Annotated in this window: 23 protein-coding genes and 1 tRNA gene; 17 read left to right on the forward strand and 7 right to left on the reverse strand. The window is 63.8% G+C overall.

Annotated features, from left to right (window positions below):
- Positions 1–2 precede the first annotated feature (2 nt).
- The 3 genes from hpaH to ACNJYD_RS04970 are packed head-to-tail and all read left to right on the forward strand — an operon-like array spanning position 3 to position 2,116.
- The gene (hpaH, locus tag ACNJYD_RS04960; RefSeq protein ID WP_439367412.1) at positions 3–806 is read left to right on the forward strand and encodes a 2-oxo-hept-4-ene-1,7-dioate hydratase; all 804 of its coding nucleotides are present in this window, start codon (positions 3–5) and stop codon (positions 804–806) included.
- A 25-nt stretch (positions 807–831) separates the two neighbouring features.
- Entirely contained in the window at positions 832–1,227 is a 396-nt protein-coding gene (locus ACNJYD_RS04965; RefSeq protein WP_212259514.1) for a RidA family protein, read from the forward strand.
- A gap of 13 nt (positions 1,228–1,240) precedes the next feature.
- The gene (locus tag ACNJYD_RS04970) at positions 1,241–2,116 is read left to right on the forward strand and encodes an amidohydrolase family protein (RefSeq protein ID WP_212259513.1); all 876 of its coding nucleotides are present in this window, start codon (positions 1,241–1,243) and stop codon (positions 2,114–2,116) included.
- Between the two features lie 73 nt (positions 2,117–2,189).
- Here the strand turns inward: ACNJYD_RS04970 and ACNJYD_RS04975 are convergent, their stop codons facing one another.
- A complete protein-coding gene (locus tag ACNJYD_RS04975; RefSeq protein WP_212259512.1) occupies positions 2,190–2,918 on the reverse strand; it encodes a helix-turn-helix transcriptional regulator in 729 nt (242 codons plus the stop codon).
- A 140-nt stretch (positions 2,919–3,058) separates the two neighbouring features.
- Positions 3,059–4,066, reverse strand: coding sequence for an LLM class flavin-dependent oxidoreductase (locus ACNJYD_RS04980; RefSeq protein ID WP_439365571.1), 1,008 nt, complete (start codon positions 4,064–4,066; stop codon positions 3,059–3,061).
- Between the two features lie 484 nt (positions 4,067–4,550).
- Here ACNJYD_RS04980 and ACNJYD_RS04985 point away from each other — a divergent pair, with 484 nt between their 5' ends.
- The 8 genes from ACNJYD_RS04985 (at position 4,551) to ACNJYD_RS05020 (ending at position 10,380) form a co-directional block, all read left to right on the forward strand.
- Entirely contained in the window at positions 4,551–5,750 is a 1,200-nt protein-coding gene (locus ACNJYD_RS04985) for a hypothetical protein (protein ID WP_439365572.1), read from the forward strand.
- Positions 5,751–5,753: 3 nt separating this feature from the next.
- A complete protein-coding gene (locus tag ACNJYD_RS04990) occupies positions 5,754–6,038 on the forward strand; it encodes a hypothetical protein (protein ID WP_439365573.1) in 285 nt (94 codons plus the stop codon).
- Positions 6,039–6,117: 79 nt separating this feature from the next.
- Positions 6,118–6,654, forward strand: coding sequence for a hypothetical protein (locus ACNJYD_RS04995; RefSeq protein ID WP_439365574.1), 537 nt, complete (start codon positions 6,118–6,120; stop codon positions 6,652–6,654).
- 6 nt (positions 6,655–6,660) lie between these two features.
- Positions 6,661–7,428, forward strand: coding sequence for a metalloprotease (locus ACNJYD_RS05000; protein ID WP_439365575.1), 768 nt, complete (start codon positions 6,661–6,663; stop codon positions 7,426–7,428).
- Positions 7,429–7,555: 127 nt separating this feature from the next.
- Positions 7,556–8,059 (forward strand): Twin-arginine translocation pathway signal, encoded by a 504-nt coding sequence (locus ACNJYD_RS05005; RefSeq protein ID WP_212259507.1) that lies wholly within the window; start codon positions 7,556–7,558, stop codon positions 8,057–8,059.
- Positions 8,060–8,072: 13 nt separating this feature from the next.
- Positions 8,073–8,711, forward strand: a complete 639-nt coding sequence (locus ACNJYD_RS05010) for a ferric reductase-like transmembrane domain-containing protein (RefSeq protein WP_439365576.1) — start codon at positions 8,073–8,075, stop codon at positions 8,709–8,711.
- Between the two features lie 99 nt (positions 8,712–8,810).
- Positions 8,811–9,599: a class I SAM-dependent methyltransferase gene (locus ACNJYD_RS05015; protein WP_439365577.1), complete on the forward strand. Its 789-nt coding sequence runs from the start codon at positions 8,811–8,813 to the stop codon at positions 9,597–9,599.
- Positions 9,600–9,903: 304 nt separating this feature from the next.
- Positions 9,904–10,380, forward strand: coding sequence for a Crp/Fnr family transcriptional regulator (locus ACNJYD_RS05020; RefSeq protein ID WP_439365578.1), 477 nt, complete (start codon positions 9,904–9,906; stop codon positions 10,378–10,380).
- Between the two features lie 513 nt (positions 10,381–10,893).
- Here the strand turns inward: ACNJYD_RS05020 and ACNJYD_RS05025 are convergent.
- The 5 genes from ACNJYD_RS05025 to ACNJYD_RS05045 form a co-directional block, all read right to left on the reverse strand.
- A complete protein-coding gene (locus ACNJYD_RS05025; protein ID WP_439365579.1) occupies positions 10,894–11,871 on the reverse strand; it encodes an ABC transporter substrate-binding protein in 978 nt (325 codons plus the stop codon).
- A gap of 283 nt (positions 11,872–12,154) precedes the next feature.
- Entirely contained in the window at positions 12,155–13,483 is a 1,329-nt protein-coding gene (locus tag ACNJYD_RS05030; RefSeq protein WP_212257604.1) for an IS1182 family transposase, read from the reverse strand.
- A 183-nt stretch (positions 13,484–13,666) separates the two neighbouring features.
- Positions 13,667–14,134, reverse strand: coding sequence for a nuclear transport factor 2 family protein (locus tag ACNJYD_RS05035; RefSeq protein ID WP_439365580.1), 468 nt, complete (start codon positions 14,132–14,134; stop codon positions 13,667–13,669).
- 849 nt (positions 14,135–14,983) lie between these two features.
- On the reverse strand, positions 14,984–15,334 hold the full coding sequence (locus ACNJYD_RS05040; protein WP_439365581.1) for a RidA family protein: 351 nt from the start codon (positions 15,332–15,334) through the stop codon (positions 14,984–14,986).
- A 74-nt stretch (positions 15,335–15,408) separates the two neighbouring features.
- A tRNA-Thr gene (locus tag ACNJYD_RS05045) sits at positions 15,409–15,483 on the reverse strand.
- A 314-nt stretch (positions 15,484–15,797) separates the two neighbouring features.
- Here ACNJYD_RS05045 and ACNJYD_RS05050 point away from each other — a divergent pair.
- The 6 genes from ACNJYD_RS05050 (at position 15,798) to ACNJYD_RS05075 (ending at position 20,550) form a co-directional block, all read left to right on the forward strand.
- Positions 15,798–15,986: a hypothetical protein gene (locus tag ACNJYD_RS05050; RefSeq protein WP_172785147.1), complete on the forward strand. Its 189-nt coding sequence runs from the start codon at positions 15,798–15,800 to the stop codon at positions 15,984–15,986.
- A 38-nt stretch (positions 15,987–16,024) separates the two neighbouring features.
- Positions 16,025–17,731, forward strand: coding sequence for an FAD-dependent oxidoreductase (locus ACNJYD_RS05055; protein ID WP_172785234.1), 1,707 nt, complete (start codon positions 16,025–16,027; stop codon positions 17,729–17,731).
- Between the two features lie 137 nt (positions 17,732–17,868).
- Positions 17,869–18,177: an EthD family reductase gene (locus ACNJYD_RS05060; protein WP_172785146.1), complete on the forward strand. Its 309-nt coding sequence runs from the start codon at positions 17,869–17,871 to the stop codon at positions 18,175–18,177.
- 295 nt (positions 18,178–18,472) lie between these two features.
- Positions 18,473–18,982 (forward strand): hypothetical protein, encoded by a 510-nt coding sequence (locus tag ACNJYD_RS05065; RefSeq protein ID WP_172785145.1) that lies wholly within the window; start codon positions 18,473–18,475, stop codon positions 18,980–18,982.
- 158 nt (positions 18,983–19,140) lie between these two features.
- Positions 19,141–19,965, forward strand: a complete 825-nt coding sequence (locus ACNJYD_RS05070; protein ID WP_260381923.1) for an alpha/beta fold hydrolase — start codon at positions 19,141–19,143, stop codon at positions 19,963–19,965.
- 141 nt (positions 19,966–20,106) lie between these two features.
- Positions 20,107–20,550 (forward strand): DUF2948 family protein, encoded by a 444-nt coding sequence (locus ACNJYD_RS05075; RefSeq protein ID WP_172785143.1) that lies wholly within the window; start codon positions 20,107–20,109, stop codon positions 20,548–20,550.
- Positions 20,551–20,622 lie beyond the last annotated feature (72 nt).

Consider the following 20,622-nt stretch of genomic DNA (forward strand, 5'->3'; position numbering starts at 1 on the left):
TGATGCTGGATACCGCCACGATCGAACGCCTCGCCGCGCGCCTCGATGAAGTCGAGCGCACCAAATCGCTGATCCCGATGTTCACCAAGGAATATCCCGATTTCAGCATCGAGGACGCCTACGCCGTCCAGCGCGCCTGGACCAAGCTCCAGCTCGGCCGCGGCCGCATCATCAAGGGCCACAAGATCGGCCTGACCTCGAAGGCGATGCAGAACGCGGTCGGCATCAACGAGCCCGACTACGGTGTGCTGTTCGCCGACATGTTTTACGCCGATGCCACACCTGTTCCGTTCGACCGCTTTCACGCGCCAAGAATCGAGGTCGAGCTCGCCTTCGTGCTGAAGGCGCCGCTGCGCGGACCCGACTGCACCATCTTCGACGTGCTCAACGCCACCGACTACGTCACGCCCGCGCTGGAGATTCTGGAGACGCGCATGCACCGCGTCGACCCCGAAACGGGCAAGACGCGCAAGGTCATGGACACGATCTCGGACAACGCTGCGAATGCTGCGCTGGTGCTCGGCGGCCGGCCGATCCGCCCGATGGATGCGGATTTGCGCTGGATCGGCGCATTGCTGTTCCGCAATGGCGAGGTCGAGGAAACCGGGCTTGCCGCCGGCGTGCTCAATCACCCCGCCAACGGTATCGCCTGGCTCGCCAACCGCCTCGCGCCCCATGACGAACATCTCAAAGCCGGCGAGGTGGTGCTGGCGGGATCGTTCACGCGTCCGGTCGACATCCGCCGCGGCGACACCTTCCATGCCGACTACGGCGCATTCGGCTCCGTGTCATGCCAGTTCGTCTGAAACAATAACAAGCAGGGAGCGCACCATGAGTGGCCAAACGCGGCGCAAGAGCATCCACATCGGAGGCTTCAAGCACGTCAACCCGATTCCGAACGCCTGCCGCATCGGCAATCTCGTGATGTCGGGCGTCATCCTCGGCCGCGATCCCGTGACCAATGCGATGCCGGAAAGCCTGGATGCCCAATGCGCCAACATGTTCGCGCATATGAAGGCGACGGTGGAGACCGCCGGCGGCACCACCGACGACATCATCAAGATGACGGTGTGGCTGAAGGACCGCTCGCAGCGCGGACCCCTCAATGTCGAATGGCTAAAAATGTTTCCGGACGAGCATTCGCGCCCCGCACGCCACGCGCTGCCGATGGACAACATGGATGGCGGCGCGCTGGTGCAGTGCGACTTCACCGCCGTGATCGATTGAGGAGCTCTAGCGCATGCCGACCTATCTGCCGTTCGACCCCAACCCGCGCCGTCCGATCAAGGCGCCGCCGCCAAAGACCATCGACAGCCAGTTCCACGTGCTGGGTCCGATCGAGAAATACCCGGAACGTCCCGGCGCCGCCTATCGGATGCCGACCGCGACCTGGGAAGCGGCGCTGCGCATGCACAAGGCGCTCGGCATCGAGCGCGGCATCATCGTGCAGACCACGACCTATGGCGCCGACCACGCCGTCGTGCTGGACGGGCTCAAAGCGATGGGTCCGAACTATCGCGGCTGCGCCAATGCACTGGTGTTCGCGGAAGCGAACGATTCCTATCTCGCCAAGCTGCACGATGCCGGCGTGCGCGGCGCCCGCTTCAGCTTCCGCCAGGAGCTGGGCGCGGTGCTGTCGGACGCCGATTTCGCCCGCGCCATCGCCCGCATCCGCGAGCTCGGCTGGTACGTCAAGATCCAGCCGGAGAAGGACGGCATCGTCTCCAGCGTCGCCAAATACGAGAACCTCGACGTGCCCGTGCTGATCGACCACATGGCGCGGCCTGACCCTGAGGCCGGCAGGAACGATCCGAACCTGCGCAAGATGCTGGAGCTGCTGGCCAAGGGCAATTTCTGGGTGATGCTCTCGCTCGGCGAGAAGACCTCGAAGGCCGGTGCGCCCTACGACGACGTGATCCCGATCGCGCGCGCCTATATCGAGGCCGCCCCCGATCGCTGCGTCTGGGCCAGCGACTGGCCGCATCCGGTCTCGGTGAAGCAGCCGCCGAACGATGCCGATCTGCTCGAGCTGATGTACCGCTACGCGCCGGATCAGGCCGAGCTGGAAAAGATTCTGGTGCACAATCCGGCCAAGCTGTTCGGCTTTGCGGACTAAAGCATGATCCGGAAAAGTGCGAAGCGGTTTTCCGAAAAGATCATGCGCAAACAACAGCCCGCAGCGCGACGGATCAGGGCGAGATGATCCGGTCGCGCATGGCGATCATCACGGCCTGCGTGCGGGTGGCTGCGCCGAGCTTCTTGCAGCAGCTGTTGATGTGCGCCTTCACGGTGCGTACCGTAATGGTCAAGGCGTCGGCGATCTCGTCGCTGGATCGCCCGACGGCCGCGAGCGTCAGCACCTCGCGCTCACGCGAGGACAGTACGAGCTGCGGAGCCTCGGGCCGGCCGCGCAGCGCCAGCACCCGGTCGAAGGCGTAAAGCGCCATGAGGTGGAGCGCGGGGAGATCGCGCTCCGGCAGGTCGATCTCGGCGCCGCCGAACCACACCTGGCCGGTGCGGCCCGCTGGCGAGATGACCGGGATCACCACGCCATCCACCATGCCGAAATCGCGGGCGCGTCGCACGAGCTCGACGGCGCGCGGCTCCCGTTCCGGATCGTACGGCGCTTCCCTGAACCAGCGGAACGGCTGAAGCGTTGTCCTGCAATGACGCAGCGCAGGATCGTGCCACACATACTGCGCCTCGGAATACATATCGAGAAAGCCGGCCGGCAACCGTTCGGCGAGAACCGCTTCGCGCGGCTGTTCGGTCGACAGCGGGGCGACATATGAAGTGCAGAAATAGTCGAAGCCGTGCTGGCCGAGCGTGCGGCTCATCGCATCCAGAATGCTCGCGGCGTCCGGAAGCTGCCGCACCGTCTCGACGAAATCGAATGCGCGACTGCGGACCACGTCCATCGGCGGCCTACGATCAGGCTTTGAGGGATCGGCGCTACGCTACCCTTCCAGGCACCGAGTGTAGGACGCCAAGGCCGCAACTGCAATCTGCGCGAATTTGCCACGCTCCGAGGGCATCGCCGACGTCCGGCCCGGTGTGATCACCGGGCCGGCTGCGCCGCCAGGCGGTCGCGAATCTCTGCTGCGATCTCGAACGAGCGCAGCCGCGCGGAATGGTCGTAGATCTGCCCCGTCGTCATCAATTCGTCCGCGCCGGTCTCGGCGATCAGCGCCTTCAGCTGCGCTTCGACCATATCGGGCGAGCCCACCGCGGAGCACGACAGCGACTGGCCGACCATGGCCTTCTCCGCCGGCGACCACAGCGCCTCCATGTCGTCCACCGGCGGCGGCAACGGGCCAGGCGTGCCGCGGCGCAAATTGATGAACTGCTGCTGCAGCGAAGAGAACATCCGCTGCGCCTCCGCGTCGCTCTCGGCCGCGAACACGTTGACGCCGACCATCGCATAGGGCTTGTCGAGCTGCGCCGAGGGCTCGAAGCGCGCGCGATATTCGCGCAGCGCCGGCATCATCATCTGCGGCGCGAAATGCGAGGCAAAGGCGAATGGCAGGCCGAGCATCGCCGCAAGCTGCGCGCCAAACGTGCTCGATCCCAAAATCCACAGCGGCACCTTGGTCCCCATGCCGGGCACGGCGCGGATCGCCTGGTTCGGCTGCACGTCGCCGAGCAGCGCCTGCAGCTCCAGCACGTCATGCGGAAAGTTCTCGGACGTGGTGGCGAGATCGCGCCGCAGCGCCCGCGCGGTGAACTGGTCGGTGCCCGGCGCCCGGCCGAGCCCGAGATCGATCCGTCCGGCATAGAGCGATTCCAGCGTGCCGAACTGCTCGGCGATGACCAGCGGCGAGTGGTTCGGCAGCATGATCCCGCCGGAGCCGACGCGGATCGTCTTCGTGCCGCCCGCGACGTGTCCGATCACCACGGATGTCGCCGCGCTGGCGATGCCCGTCATGTTGTGATGCTCGGCCAGCCAGAACCGCTTGAACCCCCACCTCTCCGCGTGCTGGGCCAGATCGAGCGAATTGCGGAAGGCCTGCGCCGCGTCGCCGCCTTGGCGAATGGGGGCGAGGTCGAGCACGGAGAAGGGGATCATGGGGAGGGGACCGGTGAGTGGATGCGCATTGGGCTTCACATGTAGTGCCCGTCGATGGGAATGTTAGCGCCGCCGCGCAATGGTCGACCATGTCGGTCAAGCATGGATGGATATGGATCGCATTGAAATAGCTGGCGTTTTCAGGCGTCTGGCAAGCGTCCCTGGCGTTGCCGCTGATGCGCGCTGGCAGGGCATCGGTGTGGAGCCTCAGCTCCCTCTCGCGGAGCAGGAACCTGCAGGCCAGCTACGGCACGACGGCGGTTGGGCCTGCGTGCGTCATTACGACCCGGCTCCCAGCCGCGCGGCAGGACCGCCAACTCCGGAATTGTGCGAATTGCCAGTGGCAACCAGCGCGAGTTTCATGTTTAGTGACACGTATTGTTTGAAGGCCTGTTTTGTGAACGAAGCCGCATCCTGAGACGCGATTGATTGTCGATGGAGCGGCCATCGTGAGTGAGCACCAGCAAAGCTGGGCTCGCGGAAAATGTTTTGGCAAGGCGTCCTGGCCGCAGGGCTGCGCCGCACAATAGAGAGTTGGATCATGGGTGGTCCTCCGGGCGAAGTGGCTCCTCCGGCGAGCGGCATGCCTGCCCCGGCAAGGAACGGTTTCAAGACCTGGATGGTGGTGACGGGCTTCATCGTTGTGGCAGCCGCGACATTCGCTTTGGTGCGTTGGGCCGAGACTGGCGAGCAGCCCAAGCTCTCGGTCGCAAAGCAATGGAACGAGGCGATCCAGAAACTCGGTTTCGAGCCGGTCTATCCACCCATCGAGGACATCCAGGTCGGCGATGTCTTTGCGATGATCTCCGACGACGCGGTCAGCGATTCGGCGACGGACGAGCCGTTCGCGGGTCGCTCCATCAAATTGCTGCATCTCGATATGACCTCGGAAATCGAGGATGCTTATCGGGCCGTCTATCAATTCCCCGCCACGAATGCCCGCCCCGACCATGACGGACAGGTCTGGCCGCAGACGGTCGCCACCGACTCGCTGTTTAAGCCGCCCGCGACCCGGACCACCCTTCCGCTCGTGCTGTTTCCGCGCTTCACCATCACCAATGTGAAGCGGGCAAGCGGCAGCGCCAGCGCGATGTCCCAGTTGTTGGGCGGCGGATTTGGTGCCGATGCAAGCTCGACCGAAACTGTCGAGGTCAGGTTTTCAGCCACCGAAACCTATGGTGTTCCGGCGGTGCCGGCGGAGCTTCGGCTGCTCGACTTCTGCGAAGATGACGCGACGAAAGGGTTCTGCACGCAGCAAGGGTTGCGCAAACAGCTTTCGATCCTGATCGGCAAGAGGATCGACGACAAGGTGAAGGATCGCAAGACTGGCGTTGAGCGGCCGCGCTTCTCGGTCGAGCTCGCGCTTGTCAGCCGCGTGTTCCTGGCACGCTCGATTCAAACCAGCATGGGCGAGGATGGCGGTACGCGGGGGAACGTGGGGGTGAACCAGCAGGCTGTATTGCCGGCGGCGGCCGCGCAAGCGGCCCCCGTGGCTGCAGGCGCGAGCGGCGACGGCAAGCCGCAATCCCCCGCTCCGACGCCGCAGGCTGGCCCGAACGGTGCGCCGGGCGGGGCGATCGCGTTCGAGCGCCGCGCGACGTCGAACGTGCTGTTGCCGGATACGCTGCTGCCGCGCCCGGTCGTGGTCGGTTTCAAGAGCGTTCGATTGAAGCCTGTGGAGTGAAGGATGAGCACACGCAAGAGACTGATGCTGGCCAGTCTGGCGCTGATCGCGTTTCAGCTGCCTCGCGCTGAGTTGTTCAGCCGGATCGCCGAAGGCTGCACCTGCGACCGAAGCAAGATGGCGTGCAGGATCCAATGCTCCGACATTGGGTCGGGATCCGGCACGGGCGGCGGGTCGAGTACGTTCAGGATTGCTCCTGATGTCGATCGTCCAGTCCCGGAGCGGCCGATCGTCGTGCCCTCGACGGTGCCGGATATCAGGAGTTCGACCGGGCAGATCAACAGGTGATCGGCTGACTGACCGATCGAGATGCCGGTGCATCTGGCGGCTTTGGCTTCGTAGTTTGGGGTGCAGGGGAATGCAGATGATGTCGAAGGGATCGATCCGGTTTTTGATCGCGGCCGTGTTGGCCTGCCTGCTTCAGACGCAGGGGACGCGGATCGCGGCGGCGCAGGCGGACCCGCGGCAAATCCTGACGGCCGTGATCCAGCAATTGCAGACAGGCACGCCGAATTGGACCTGGTACGGCCCGCAGCTCTGGCAGACGATCGCGATGCAGACGGGCAACAGCGGCGTCTACCCGCAACTGGTCCAACTCGGGCAGGTGACCAATGTCGTCCTGAACGGGCAGACCCAGCTCCCTGCGGGACCGGTCTATTCCTTGGTCGCGCAGCATCAGCAGGGCGTGTCGACCTGGCTGTTGGGCATCAGCCTCTATACCAACCGGATCGAATACGCGAACTTCAACATCGGCTCCACGCCCCAGTCCCTGCCGGCTCCACCCGTGCCGCTCCCGCAAACCGCGGCTCCAACTCCCGGAAGCGTGCCAAATCCGCCGGCGAATGCCCCGCCCCAGACAAGCGGCACCTCGGAGGCCTGCCGAAGATTTCCAAATCTCTGCTAGGGAGACATGCAGATGCTGACAAGAAGATGTTGCATCGGCTGCGGCCTTCTTCTCTTCGGCGGCATCGGCGCAGTGGCCGCCGACGCTCGCCACAATCCGGCCTATGGCTGCAGTCTGACCGCGAGCGAAGCCGGCAACATTCTCGGCAACAAGCCTGAGGGGCAGGGCGGCAGCGTGCGCGAGAGGCCGTCAATTCCCAAATCGGGCGACAAGGAATTCGACCGTGCGCTGGCAGAGACGCTGGTCCGGATTTCCGACTGTCTGAACGTCACGCCGAGCTTCGCCTATTTCGACGACTTCGACTCACCGAATGCGTTTGCATTGCGCGAGAAACGTGTGGCCGAGACCGATGGCACGGTGCTGTTCGGCCAACGACTCCTGAAGCAATTGATGGCCGACCCCGAGGCGGGAGATGCCGCGGTCGCCGGCATCTGCGCCCACGAGTTTGGACACGTGCTGCAGTGGAAGGTGGGGGTGGACGAAATTCTCCTCGAGGGGCAGCCCACCGTCAAACGGGTGGAACTGCATGCGGATTTCCTGGCCGGCTACTTCGCAGGTGTTCGCAAGTTGCAGCATTCGAGCTTCAATGCCGCCGCGATTGCGCTGACGCAATTCAACGCGGGCGACAACATGCTCAAGCACCCGAAACACCACGGTACCCCAGAGGAACGCGGCAAGGCGATCGTCAAGGGTTATCAGACCGGACACGACGACAGGAAGTCGCTGTTGGACGCCCTCAATGTCGGCGAGAAGTTCATCAAGAACAACTTCTGACGCGGCTCCATTTGCTTTCACAACAGCGTTATTGCGACCCGGGGCGCCCTTCATCGCAACTGGGCGTCTGGCGTCTGTTGCTGTAGTCTCTTTGGTGCCACTGCACTGCTCGCCCGGAGGAACCGACATGACCACGGTCGCACTCACCCGCCGCAATCTCCTCGTCGCTGGCGCCTCCGTCCTGACGACCGGTGTCTTGGCAACCGGCGGTTCCGGCCTCCTGCTGCCGGCCCGTGCCAGCGGCCTCGCGCCGACCGAGTCGATGTCGGGCGGCGCGAACAATTACCGCAAGGGCGCGGCGATCGTGGATCGCATCGGCAAGGGCGGTTTCTGGATGAGCGGCACCGTGCGCCGCGCCGGGGACGGAGCTCCGCTGGCCGGGCAGCGCATCCAGATCTGGGCGCACACGGTCGAAGGGCAGGAGCATGAGCCGCAGAGCCACGGCGCCACGCTCACCGACAAGGACGGCAAGTTCCGGCTGGAGATGCCGCAGATCATTCCGATCTTCGGCCAGCCGCACGGTCATCTCGCCTATGACAGCGGCGAGTTCAAGACGGTCTTCCTGCGGCCGGTGATGCGGAGCGCCAAGGAGACCAGCCTCGAGGCGCACTTCGTGCTGCAGCCGGCTTGAACCCGATTTGCAGATGAAGGGATGGAGATCGGCCCGGGCGCCCCTGATCTGGGCCGCCCTCGCCTTGGCGATCGGCGTGCCGGTCGCCGCTGCCGCAGCCAGCGAGCAGCTCGCCTGGCGCGGTCCTGTCTACATCCTCGCCGGTTTCGCCGGGATCATCGCCCTCGGTCTCGTGCTCGTGCAGCCTTTGCTGATCGGCGGCTACCTGCCGGGCTTGTCGGCCTATCGCGGCAGGCGCGTCCATCACTGGATCGGCGGCGCGCTTGCCCTGGCGATTATGATCCACGTCGCCGGCCTCTGGGTCACCAGCCCGCCCGATATGATCGACGCGCTGACATTCTCGTCGCCGACGCCGTTCTCCCCCTTTGGCGTGACCGCGATGTGGGCCATCTTCATCGTTGCGCTCCTGGCTCTGTTGCGAAGGCCATTGGGCTTGCGGCCGCGAACCTGGCGCATCATCCATATTCCCCTCGCCATCGTCATCGTCACGGGCAGCGTGATCCATTGCCTCCTGATCGAGGGAACGATGGAGACGATCTCCAAGGCGGCGCTTTGTGCGCTCGTCCTCGCGGCAACGGTGAAAGTCATGATTGACCTGAAGGTGTGGCGAAAGCGGCGGCTGCTGCGCAGCGAGGGCATTGCGCGACAGTAATCCGGCGGATCAGGTCAGCTTCGGGACTTCCCCCGTCCCATCTCTTGTGAGCAGAATGGCGCGCGCCAAGCATCGTCATCGGGCCGGGAGGATCTCGACATGGCAGAGCAGACCATTCACTTCGACGACGGTGCTGCCTACGAGCAGATGATGGGAATCTGGAGCCGGTTCGCCGGCGAGATATTCCTTGATTGGCTGGCACCTCCTCCCGGCTTGCGGTGGATCGACATCGGTTGCGGCAACGGCGCCTTCACCGAACTCCTGGTCGAGCGCTGCAGCCCCGTCGAGGTCCAGGGCATTGACCCCTCGGCAGAGCAGCTTGCCTTTGCGCGCACGCGACCTGCGGCGCGCGTGGCAAAGTTTCACCAGGGCGATGCGATGGCACTTCCTTTCGCCGATGGCAGCTTCGATGCGGCTGTGATGGCGTTGGTTCTCGTGTTCGTTCCGGATTCCGCCAGGGGCGTCAGCGAAATGGTGCGGGTCGTCGTCCCCGGCGGTACGGTCATGACGTATATGTGGGACATGTTGGGTGGCGGCTTTCCGCTCGACCCGATCTACGACGAGATGAAGGCGATGGGCATTCCGGCAACCCGCCCGCCACGGATGAACGCCTCTCGCATGGACGCGTTGCGGGACCTGTGGCGAGGAGCAGGTCTCGAGGACGTGCAAACGCGAGAGATCACGGTGCAACGGACGTTTTCGGGTTTCGACGACTTCTGGGCAATCAGTCTGAAGTCCCCCGCGCTCCGGCCTGCCGTTGCCGCGATGAGGCCCGCAGACGTCGAGACGCTCATCGCGCGGGTGCGTGCGGCCCTGCCGGCGCATGCGGACGGTCGCATCACCTGCAGTGCGCGCGCACACGCGATCAGGGGGCGCCGGCCCAAATAGCCCGCATTGTGCAGGACGGGTAGAGCACTTCTCGAAACTCATCATCTCCGTTAGCGAACGAGCCTGATGGGTTTCGCTTCGCGCGGCAGTGGACCAGAGTCGAGAGGCGAAAATCTCTCGCCGCGTCATTGCGAGGAGCCCTTGCGACAAAGCAATCCAGACTGTTTCCGCGGGCACATTCCTGGATTGTTTCGCGGAGCCTGTCATCGGGCCGCGCTTCGCGCGGACCCGTTGGCTCGCAATGACGGAACCTGGCTGCGCCGCTTAGCTTGCCGCAGCCATCGACCGGGCGTAACCTCGCGCGATGACCGTCACGGCCCCCGATCTGAAAGCGTTCCTGCTGGCGACGCCGTTCTTCGGTGGCCTTTCGGACGAAAGCCTTGACCTCTTGATCTCGATGCTGGTCGAGCGCGACTTCGAGGTGGGCGCGACCGTCGTGGCCGAGGGCGAGCCGGGGCGCTCGATGTTCATCGTCAAGTCCGGCCGGCTCGCGGTGAGCAAGCGGACCCATGCGGGCGGCGTCATTCCGATATCGCGTTTGGAGCCTGGGGATTTCTTCGGCGAGATGACGCTGATCGAAATGCAGAACCGCTCCGCTACGGTGGTCGCGGAGGCACCGACGGTGCTGTACGAGCTGACGGCTCAAAAGCTCTATGCCTGCTACAAGGCCGACATCCACGCCTACGTGATCGTCCTGCAGAACGTCAATCGCGAGGTGTGCCGGCGGCTGCGCCGGGCCGATGATCGCTTCGCGGCACTGCAGGTGAATGGCGACGATTGATGGTGCGCAAGAGAGAGCCGTCGGGAAACCATCACGTTTCGCCACCGAGATCGGCCTCGACGGGTCCTCGCATCACGACTTGTCGTGCGCGTACTTCTCCAGGACCAGCCGATTATATTCGTCCCTGACGGCCCTTCGGGAAACATGCCCCTTCCGGTCTTTGGCAATTTTCAGAAGATCAGGGTCGGTCGGTGCCTTCGATTTCCGCCGAAATCTCGCAAAGAGAGGGGTCGTCGGCTCCGACAATCTTCCAAACAGGCGGTCGAACCATCCCATTGTGTCCTCCCGGACAGGCCGCGAGCTGAAAGACTATCACCATGAAATGAGGGGTCAACGTGCCGTGTGACCGCAGCTTTTCAAAAAGGCGCGCCAGCACAGTTTGCAACGGCCGCAGGCTTGAGCGACACAGGTCAAACATCCGGCACCTCGGACGTCCGCGAAGGGTGCGATCTTTGGACTGGCCAGCATCCCTTGGACCGCCTAGAGGCGAAGCTTGGCATGGCCGAGTCAAAGTCATTCGATCAATTCATCGGCCGCGACAAGGACGGACTGTGGCACTGCAAGGCCAAATGCCTTGGCCGACTTCATGTTGATCACGAGCTCGAATTTCGTTGGTCGCAAGACCGGAAGATTGTCGGGCTTCGCGCCGTGCAGGATCTTGCCGGCATAGACGCCGAGCAGGCGATACGTATCGGAAAGACTGGCGCCGTAGCTCATCAGGCCGCCATCGGCCGGAAACTCTCGAATGTGGAAGATGCCTGGCAATTGATGCTCCGATGAGAGTGCCAATATCTGGCTTCGCCGGGAGTCGAAGAATGGATCGTTCTGCACGACCAAAGCCTTGACGCCAGCCTTGCCAAGCACGCCGAAAGCCGCGTCAAGTTCGGCATCCGTCGTCCCGGCCTGCACGACAAGTTCGCGCCCAAGGGACTTGGCCGCGTTGGCGACCGCCTGCCGGTGCTGCTCGACAACCTCACTCCCAAAGCGTGGATTGACAAGCAAGCCGATGACCCCGGCAGTGGGGACCATCGCGCAGATGAGTTCCAGGCGTTTGCCGCCCAAATCGCCTGTGAAGAAGTTCACGCCAGTTGCTACGCCCGGGCGGTTCATGCTCGTCACCAAGCCCGCGCGAACGGGATCGTCGCCAACGAGAAAGACAAGGGGGATCGCCGAGGTCGCCGATTTGGCCGCGCGGGCAGCGGGATCACCCGCTCCTACAATCAACGAAAGAGGATGGCGGACCAATTCAGCGGCGAAGGACGGCAAGCTGCCGTAGTCACCCTTCGCCCAGCGATACTCGATCTTGATATTACGGTTCTCGACGTAACCCATCTCTTCGAGGCCGCGCCTGAAAGCATTGGTGTGCGTTGCGGCTTCATCGGGCGAACGCGTGCTGAGAAAACCGATGGTCGGGAATGTCTGTTGGGCTCGTGAAGCAGCAGGGAGCGCAGTCGCAAGTCCCAACCCTGCCATGAAGTCGCGCCTCTTCATAAGCGCCTTCTCCTCAGCCAGCGAACTGGGCGAGAGCTTACGTCGTGCCACAGGGTTGCTCAACGCTCGATTCGGGGCTCAAGCCGACTTCAAGTGATGCCCACCAACGGCCAAGGGACGACGCAAGCCGCCCGGTCGTTCACCAAGGGCGGGCGCGCTCCATCGAACATAGAACCATCAGTGCGTAGAGCCTGTGAGCCAATTCGTTTTGTTTCGGCTTCGGCATCAAGGGGTGGTATCGCCCCTTGATGGGGGAAGCCGGCGGCGTCAGGCTGTTGGTTATCTATGCTTTTGCGAGACGATGCCCTTGCAGGATGTTGTTGGTGAGGGCGTACCAGAGCACGACGGCACGGACCTTCTCGATGCCGCGCACGGTCAGTTGCCTGAGGTCCCAGTTGCGCCAGCGGGCATGGATGCATTCGCAGATGGTACGGGCCTGGTACTGTGCCTTGCCGGCTTCGCTGGCCATGCGAGCACGCCAGGCCGCTATGCCAGGACCGTCGCTGCTCCGGGGTAAGAAGGGATCGACACCGCTCCTGGATTGGGGCGGTGGACAGTAAACCTCGATGCCCTCGCCATGCGCCCATTCGATGTCGTCGCCAGTGCAGAACCCGCCATCGGCGAGGTAGCGGCGTGGCAAGCGCTTCAGCCGAGCGCGCGTTCGCTCCAGCATCGGGCGCATCAAGCCACGATCTGAGCCGCTGTTGTCGACATCGATCGCGACCACGATCAGTTCGCCAGCCGCGCTAGCCACCTGCACATTATAGGCCGGACGGAAGCCGGCATCGGCCATCTTCATCACCCTGGCCTGCGGGTCGGTGGTGGAGGCCCGAGGCTCCTTCGGCTTCTTGCCATTGCCGCCCTTGTCGTCGAGCTGTTTTCGCTTGCGCTTGATCTCGGCCAGCGCGGCCTGCGCGGCTTGCACCCGCTCGCTGCGTTCGCGCGCCGCCCGCTCTTTGGCGGCCCGGATCCGCCGATTGCTGGCTTCCGGGTCCGCATCGACCTCGCGCTTGAGCTCTTCCACAATGGCCTCGGCCTGCGCCATCTGCCGATCCAGCGTCGCCTCCCGCCGGAACGATCCGGTCCCGGCATTCGCTCGTATCCGCACCCCGTCCTGGGTCAGCTTCTCCAGATCGACCAGCCCTGCCTCGTTCAGGGCCACCAGATGTTCAACCAGCAAACGGTCGAGCAAGTCGGCACAGCCGACCCGGAAGTCCGACAGCCCGTGATGGTTCAACGACACGCCACCGCAGAGCCAGCGGTAGACGTCGTGGCTGTCGCAGAGCCGGTCCAGCGCCCGCGCGCTGCCAACGGCATCGCTCGCGGCGTACAGCCAAAGCGCCAGCAACAACCGTGGCGATGGCGCCGGATGGCCCGGCCTGTTTTCCCGTGCCTTGACGCGATCTTCCAGCTCGCTCAGGTCCAGCCCTTCGACATAAGCCCAGATCACCCGCGCTGGATGATCCTGCCCGATCAGGCTGTCGATATCGACCGCTCGCAATTCGACCTGATTGCGCACAGGCTCGCGCAGCCGAGGTGCGCCTTGCGGCACCGCTTCGGTTCGTGCCGACTGCTCCGGCAATTCACCAAAAAGTCCGTCGTCAGCCATCATCCTCTCCAGCAGATCAGTCTGCCCAGAGAATCACATTCGTCTGACGCGCGGTACAAAAGATTCACAGTCTCGTAGGATGGGTAGAGCACTTGCGAAACCCATCATCTTTCGTCTCCGAGCAGGGCATTGATGGGTTTCGCGCTCTACCCATCCTACGAGCTGCATGCGACGAATAAATCTGGTCTATGGCTGAGGCGCAGGAATTGGAAGGATGCTTGTTATCTTCCAACCGTCGCCTGTTTTCACCAGCACTTGATTCATCAGGAACCGTGTCGGCTGCGCAGTCTGTCCAGGCGGTGAAATCATGAAGGTTACTGGCACATAGAGTTGCGCCACCCCCGTCTGCAATTCGATGACCTTCAGTTCGTCCATTTTCGGGTCGAGGGACCAAGTGCCCTGATACAGGGTCTCGAAGCGCTTGATTGCTGCAGCGTGACCCCAGACAGGGGCGCCACGCGTGATCCACAGGAACTGAGCCGAGTCTTGCAGAAGCTCACCAACCGCCTTGAGGTCATGAGCGTTTTGTGCGGCAACAAATCTTATGAAAAGAGCCTTCACTTCGTCCTCGCTGCCCGCGCGAACCGCGTCAGCCGTAGTCAGGAGCAAGAATGAAGCGAAGAAAGCAAGATGACTTCGTGCACGGAAGGTCATGATCGTCCTCCCTTGATGCCGCGGCGAAATGACCGCTCGCGATTATCAGTTGCAACAGAAAATTACCCCAACGAGGGTCCAAAGACCACGTGATTTCAGGCGGCATGGCCGGTGGTAGGATTTCCCCATCCGGTCAAAACCCGAGATCGACCGCAACGCTTCTAATCCGTCGGGCAAAACACCACCCCTCTACGCAAACCCCGTCAATCCCCTTCTGCAAAAACATCCTACTTTACCGAAATTCGGAATTGCGGTATCCATCGCGCATCCCGGTCCAAGGAGAGGGGCGATCGTACGTCGTCACGAACGAGGGCCAGGGTGCGGTGGACGCGGCTGTGTCGGGCACGCGTGGCGGGACCAGGGCGAGATGAACCTCGTGAGGTCCTGGTCGGTGTGCGGAACGGACGGCGCCAACATCCGGCGAAGCCTCTTGGCGGAGCCGGAAGCTGCGTACGGCAAAACCGTGTGGTCCTGACCGTCGTTGCTACGGTCAAGCCTTGCGGAGATGGTTTTGGGCTCAACCGGGCCTGGAAGCATCAATTCGCGAGGTGACGGAGGCCAGAAGGAACTCGGCTCCGGGGAGAGCAGGCATAAGCCGTCAAACCATCGCGCAGGGAAGGCCGGGTGTTTTCCGGCCCACCTGTCGTCCCGCCTGCGCATTTGCGTGTGCAAATTTTTTCGCGCGGCGGATCATGGGTGCCAGCCGGCACCCGGCCTTCCCTGCGCCCTCTTCACAGAAGAGGGTCAAGGAACACAGCAAAACTCGGACGCTTGGCGTTGCGAGAGCGCGGCTTCATGTGCGAACGCAGGAATGATCGGGCTTGCTCACCTCACCCGTCGGTCGAAGGGTCAGCGGCGGGCGGCGACCGCCGTCAGCTCCAGCTTGACGCCCGGGCCGAGATCCGCAACGCCGATCGCGGCACGCGCCGGCAGATGCTCCGCGGTGAAATAGCGCTTCCACACCTGGTTGAACGCGGCCTTCTCAGTGAGGTCAGCCATGAAGATCGTCACCTGCAGAACGCAGGACAGATCGGAGCCGGCCCCCTCGAGCAGGGTCTTCATCTGGCGCAGCACATCGTCGGCCTGGCCCGCCATGTCGAGCCCGGCATCTTCAGGGACGATGCCGCCGAGATAGAGCACGCCATTATGCTCGACGATCTCGTGGAGCAGTCCTTCATAGGGCAGGGAACGTGTGATCACGATGGCATCCGTGGCTGTTGCGGGCTCGCTGCCGGGCGCAAGGCTTGGTTCACACGGCTCGCGTCGAGGGGGACTGGTGCTGCCAGACAGGATTGAACTGTCGACCTCTCCATTACCAATGGAGTGCTCTACCACTGAGCTACGGCAGCATGTGCTGGGACAAGAATCGGCCGCCCGAGGGGCCTACCAAGCGGGCCGATATCTGCCACAAGCCCCCCTCCTGCGCAAGCTTGCTAGCCGCGCCAATACGAGAAAATCGGGCCGATATCGGCGCCAAAATGCCCGGTTTCGCCTGAACTGACCGACTTCACGCCGATTCGGGGTCTGGTATCCCTGCCCAAGAGGTCAGTTGGCCTGGGGGCGGATTCGATCCATCTCGCGTCTCACATGGGCGTATCGCGTTGCCTCTTGAGCTGCCACACTTCGATGGCATCCTGCTGCCGGTTGCTGTGATGGAGCCGCGATGGCTGACGAGACTGACAAGAGCGCGAGGCAGGCGAGGGCGTCCCGGGACGACCGGCTGAAATCGGCGCTCCGCGAAAATCTGAAGCGGCGGAAGGTGCAGGCGCGCGAACGCGCCGCAAGCACCGACCCCTCGCAGAATGAGGATGGTTCCCTAAATGAGGGGGCCGCCGGCAAGATCCGTCGTTGAAAGCCGGCGGCTGGAAATTTGGAGTGCATGCAGTGACCATGGGGCAGGACGAGACACAACGAACCGACCGTGAAGCGCAGCTGGTGCGGTTCACCCGCCCCGAGCAGACCTTTCCGGCGCTGACGCCTGCCGAGATCGAACGGATCAGACACTTCGGCGAAATCCGCACCTATGTGGACGGCGAGTTGCTGTTCGAGACCGGCAAGCCCGGGCCCGGCATGTTCGTCGTGCTCAAGGGCCATGTCGCCATCAGCCAGCGCGACGGCCTTGGTCACGTCATCCCGGTGATCGACCAGGGGCCGGGGCAATTCCTGGCCGAGCTCAGTCAGCTCTCGGGACAGCCGGCGCTGGTCGACGGCCGCGCCGAGGGCGAGGTCGAGACGCTGCTGCTGCCGCCGGACCGGCTGCGCGCGCTCTTGGTCGCCGAGGCCGACCTCGGCGAGCGCATCATGCGGGCGCTGATCCTGCGCCGGGTCAATCTGATCCAGGGCGGCGTCGGCGGTCCCGTGCTGATCGGACCGTCGAACTCCGTCGGCCTGGTGCGGCTGCAGGGCTTTCTCACCCGCAACGGCCAGCCGCATCATCTGCTCGATCCCGATCGCGAACGCGGCGGCGCCGAATTGATCGCGCGTTATTCGCCCAAGCCCGAAGACTGGCCGCTGGTCGTCACCGCCGATGGCGCGGTGCTGCGCAACCCCAATGAGACCGAGCTTGCGCGCGCCATCGGCATGATCGGCGGCGCCAAGGGCGACCGCATCTACGACGTTGCCGTCGTCGGCTGCGGACCGGCCGGGCTCGCCACCGCGGTCTATGCAGCGTCCGAAGGGCTGTCGGTCGCCGTGCTCGATACCCGCGCCTTCGGCGGCCAGGCCGGCGCCAGCGCGCGCATCGAGAACTATCTGGGCTTTCCGACCGGCATTTCCGGCCAGGCCTTGACCGCGCGTGCCTTTACCCAGGCGCAGAAGTTCGGCGCCGACATCATGATTCCCGTCACGGTGAAGTCGCTCGACTGCACGCGCAAGGACGGCGCATTTTCGGTGGCGTTGGAGGGCAGCGATCCCTTGCGCTCACGTTCGGTGGTGGTCGCGAGCGGCGCACGCTATCGCCGCCCCGACATCGCCAACCTCGACACGTTCGAGGGCCGCGGCGTCTGGTACTGGGCATCGCCCGTGGAGGCGCGGCTGTGCGCGGGCGAGGAAGTCGCCCTGGTCGGTGCGGGCAATTCGGCAGGCCAAGCGGCCGTGTTCCTGTCGGGCCACGCCAAACGCGTGCTGATGATCATCCGCGGCGGAGGCTTGGGTGCCAGCATGTCGCGCTATCTCATCGAGCGCATCGAAGCGACGCCGAACATCGAATTGATGTTCAACACCGAGATCACCGCACTCGAGGGCGACGAGGCGTCGCTGCTGCGGCGCATCCGCTGGAAGAGCCGGCTGTCGGATGACGAGGATTCCGCCGACATCCGCAATCTCTTCCTGTTCGTCGGCGCCGATCCCGCCACGTCCTGGCTCGACGGTTGCGGCGTGACGCTCGATCGCGGTGGTTTCGTCGTGACCGGCGCGCAGTCCGAGCAGAACCAGGGCAAGCTGGTGGCGCCGCTGGAGACCTCCGTGCCCGGCGTCTACGCCGTCGGCGACGTCCGCTCCGGCTCGGTCAAGCGCGTCGGCGGCGCCATCGGCGAGGGTGCGCAGGTCGTCGCCTCCCTGCACGGCTATCTCGGCGATGCCGCAAAACCGGCGCTTTAGGCAAGGACAAGAGCAAGGACAATACAAGGGAATGGCAAGCCGAATCCGGCTTGCCATCTTGCCGACAACTACAGACTATCCCCTCGTCGCGAGGCCAATCGCGCGCGGAAAAAACAAGGATTCAACGGGAGGACTAAATGGCTGAAGTCGTTGTGCTCTACAAGACACCCAAGGATGCTGCCGCCTTCGACAAGTACTATGCCGAGACCCACATTCCGCTCGCCAAGAAACTTCCCGGCCTGAAGAATTACGCCGTCAGCAAGGGGCCGGTCGCCTCTCCCGCGGGTCCTTCCGGAATCCATCTCGTCGCCATCCTCACCTTCGACAGCGTGGCCGACGTTCAGGCCGCCTTCGCCAGCCCGGAAGGCAAGGCGACCGGCGCTGATGTGCCGAAATTCGCCAGCGGCGGCGCCGACATCCTGATCTTCGACACCAAGGACGTGTGAGGGATCGATTCAACTTTCGTTGAATCCTGCAAGCTCGTAGCCCGGATGGCGCGAAGCGCAATCCGGGGCCGCGATTGCTTGTGGCACGATTGTCGGAATTCGCTTCGCTCCATACGGGCCCCAAAACCAAGCTGCCGTCGTTTGTGACAGCGCTGCAAAAAGTTCAGCCATGCGTTCTTCGATTTCGCACGATCACGCATGGCTGCGCTCATGCATGTGACGACAACGCAGGTGGCAATCCCATGAGGATCGTAATACTACTCTCGTCACCTCAACGGAGAGTAGGAGAGATGTCATGATCTTTGGGTTGAGTCTGCCCGCCCTCACGCTGATCCATGTCATCATCAGCCTGATTGCCATCATCGCCGGGCTCGTCGTGATGTTCGGCCTGCTCGGCTCGAAGCCGATGCCGGGCCTGACCGCGATCTTCCTGCTGTTCACCATCCTCACCAGCGCCACCGGCTTCCTGTTTCCGTTCAAGGAGCTGCTGCCCTCGCACATCATCGGCATCATCTCGCTGCTGCTGCTCGCCGTCGCCTGCTTTGCGCTCTACGGCATGAAGCTCGCCGGCGTCTGGCGCCCGGTCTACATCGTGACCGCGATGATCTCGCTCTATTTCAACGTCTTCGTGCTGGTGATCCAGTCGTTCCTGAAGGTGCCCGCGCTTGCCGCGCTGGCGCCCGCCGTGCCGCCGGCGCCGCCATCGGGTCCGGTGTTCGCCGTCGTCCAGGGCATCGTGCTGGTGTTTTTCGTCGTGCTGACCATCGGCGCCTGGCGCCGCTACAAGCCCATGGCGCTTGCCTGACCGTTTGTGCGCGCCATTCGTCATTCCGGGGCATCGCGCAGCGATGAACTCAGGTGCGCAATCGCGCACATGAGAATCTCGATTTGACAATCTCCAGAATCCGGGTCCGCGCTAAACGCGCGTCCCGGAATGACTCGAGCTTAAAAGGAGCCCCCACCATGCCCATCATCACCACCAAAGACGGCGTCGAGATTTTCTACAAGGATTGGGGTTCGGGCCAGCCGATTGTGTTCAGCCATGGCTGGCCGCTGTCGTCGGACGATTGGGACGCGCAGATGATGTATTTCGTCACACGCGGCTATCGCGTCATCGCGCACGACCGCCGCGGCCACGGCCGCTCGGCGCAGGTCGCCGACGGCCACGACATGGATCATTATGCCGACGATCTCGCCGCGCTCACCGCGCATCTCGACCTCAAGAACGCCCTCCATGTCGGCCATTCCACCGGCGGCGGCGAGGTCGTGCACTACATCGCCCGCCACGGCGAGAGCCGCGTCGCGAAGGCCGCGATCCTCTCGGCGGTGCCGCCGCTGATGGTGCAGACCGCGGCCAATCCCGGCGGCCTGCCGAAGAGCGTGTTCGACGATTTCCAGGCCCAGCTCGCCGCCGGACGCTCGGCGTTCTACCGCGACATCGCCGCCGGCCCGTTCTACGGCTACAACCGCCCCGGCGCGAAACCGCTGGAAGCGGTGATCGAAAACTGGTGGCGTCAGGGCATGATGGGCGGTGCGAAAGCGCATTACGACGGCATCGTCGCGTTCTCGCAGACCGATTTCACCGAGGATCTGAAAAAGATCAACGTCCCGGTGCTGGTGATGCACGGCGACGACGACCAGATCGTGCCTTATGCGGACTCGGCGCCGCTCTCGGCCAAGCTGCTGAAGAAAGGCATCCTGAAGACGTACAAGGGTTTTCCGCATGGTATGCCGACCACGCATGCCGAGACGATCAACGCGGATCTCCTGGCGTTTTTCAAGGAGTGAGGCTTCACGGACCCTCTCCCCCTTGTTGTGGGGAAAGGGTGGCTCGCTGCGTAGCGGCGAGACGGGCGAGGGCTTAACTTGAGTGGAAATTTCGGGGCTCGCGCGCGTTGAGCCCCGTCCACTTCAGGAGAAGCGCCGGCGATGTCGCCCCAGCTCAAACTGATTGCGCTCGACGCCGACGATCTCGCCGTGATCTCGACCCATGTCCAGGACGCCCGTGTCCAGGCGTCCGACATCATCTGGCGTCAGGGCGAAAAGCGGCTTGTGGTCGGAATGAGCCGGCTGGACTGGGAGCAGACATTGGAGGGCGAGACCGAGCCGCGCCGGCTGGTCGCCGCACTGCGTTTCGACCGTGTGCTCGCCTGCAAGTCGCGCAACATCGACCTCGCCGCGCCGGACAAGGTGCTGGATCTCGTCGGCATTGAATTTCACCCCCAGGATGGCCGCGCCGAGGAGCCCGGCGGCAGCGCCCTGCTTTTGTTCGCCCAGGGCGGCGCCATTCGCCTGGACGTCGAGTGCCTGGAATGCGAGCTGACCGACCTCGGCGCCGACACGCTGGGCACGGGAGTCGAGGGGGAGGGGTGAAGCGGCCGGTATACCAGCCGAATGGGCTCCGGCCCTGGCCCGAACGGCACCTCCCGAGGGTTGACGCAGCTT

This window comes from Bradyrhizobium sp. SPXBL-02 (genome assembly GCF_051853065.1).
Lineage (GTDB): Bacteria > Pseudomonadota > Alphaproteobacteria > Rhizobiales > Xanthobacteraceae > Bradyrhizobium.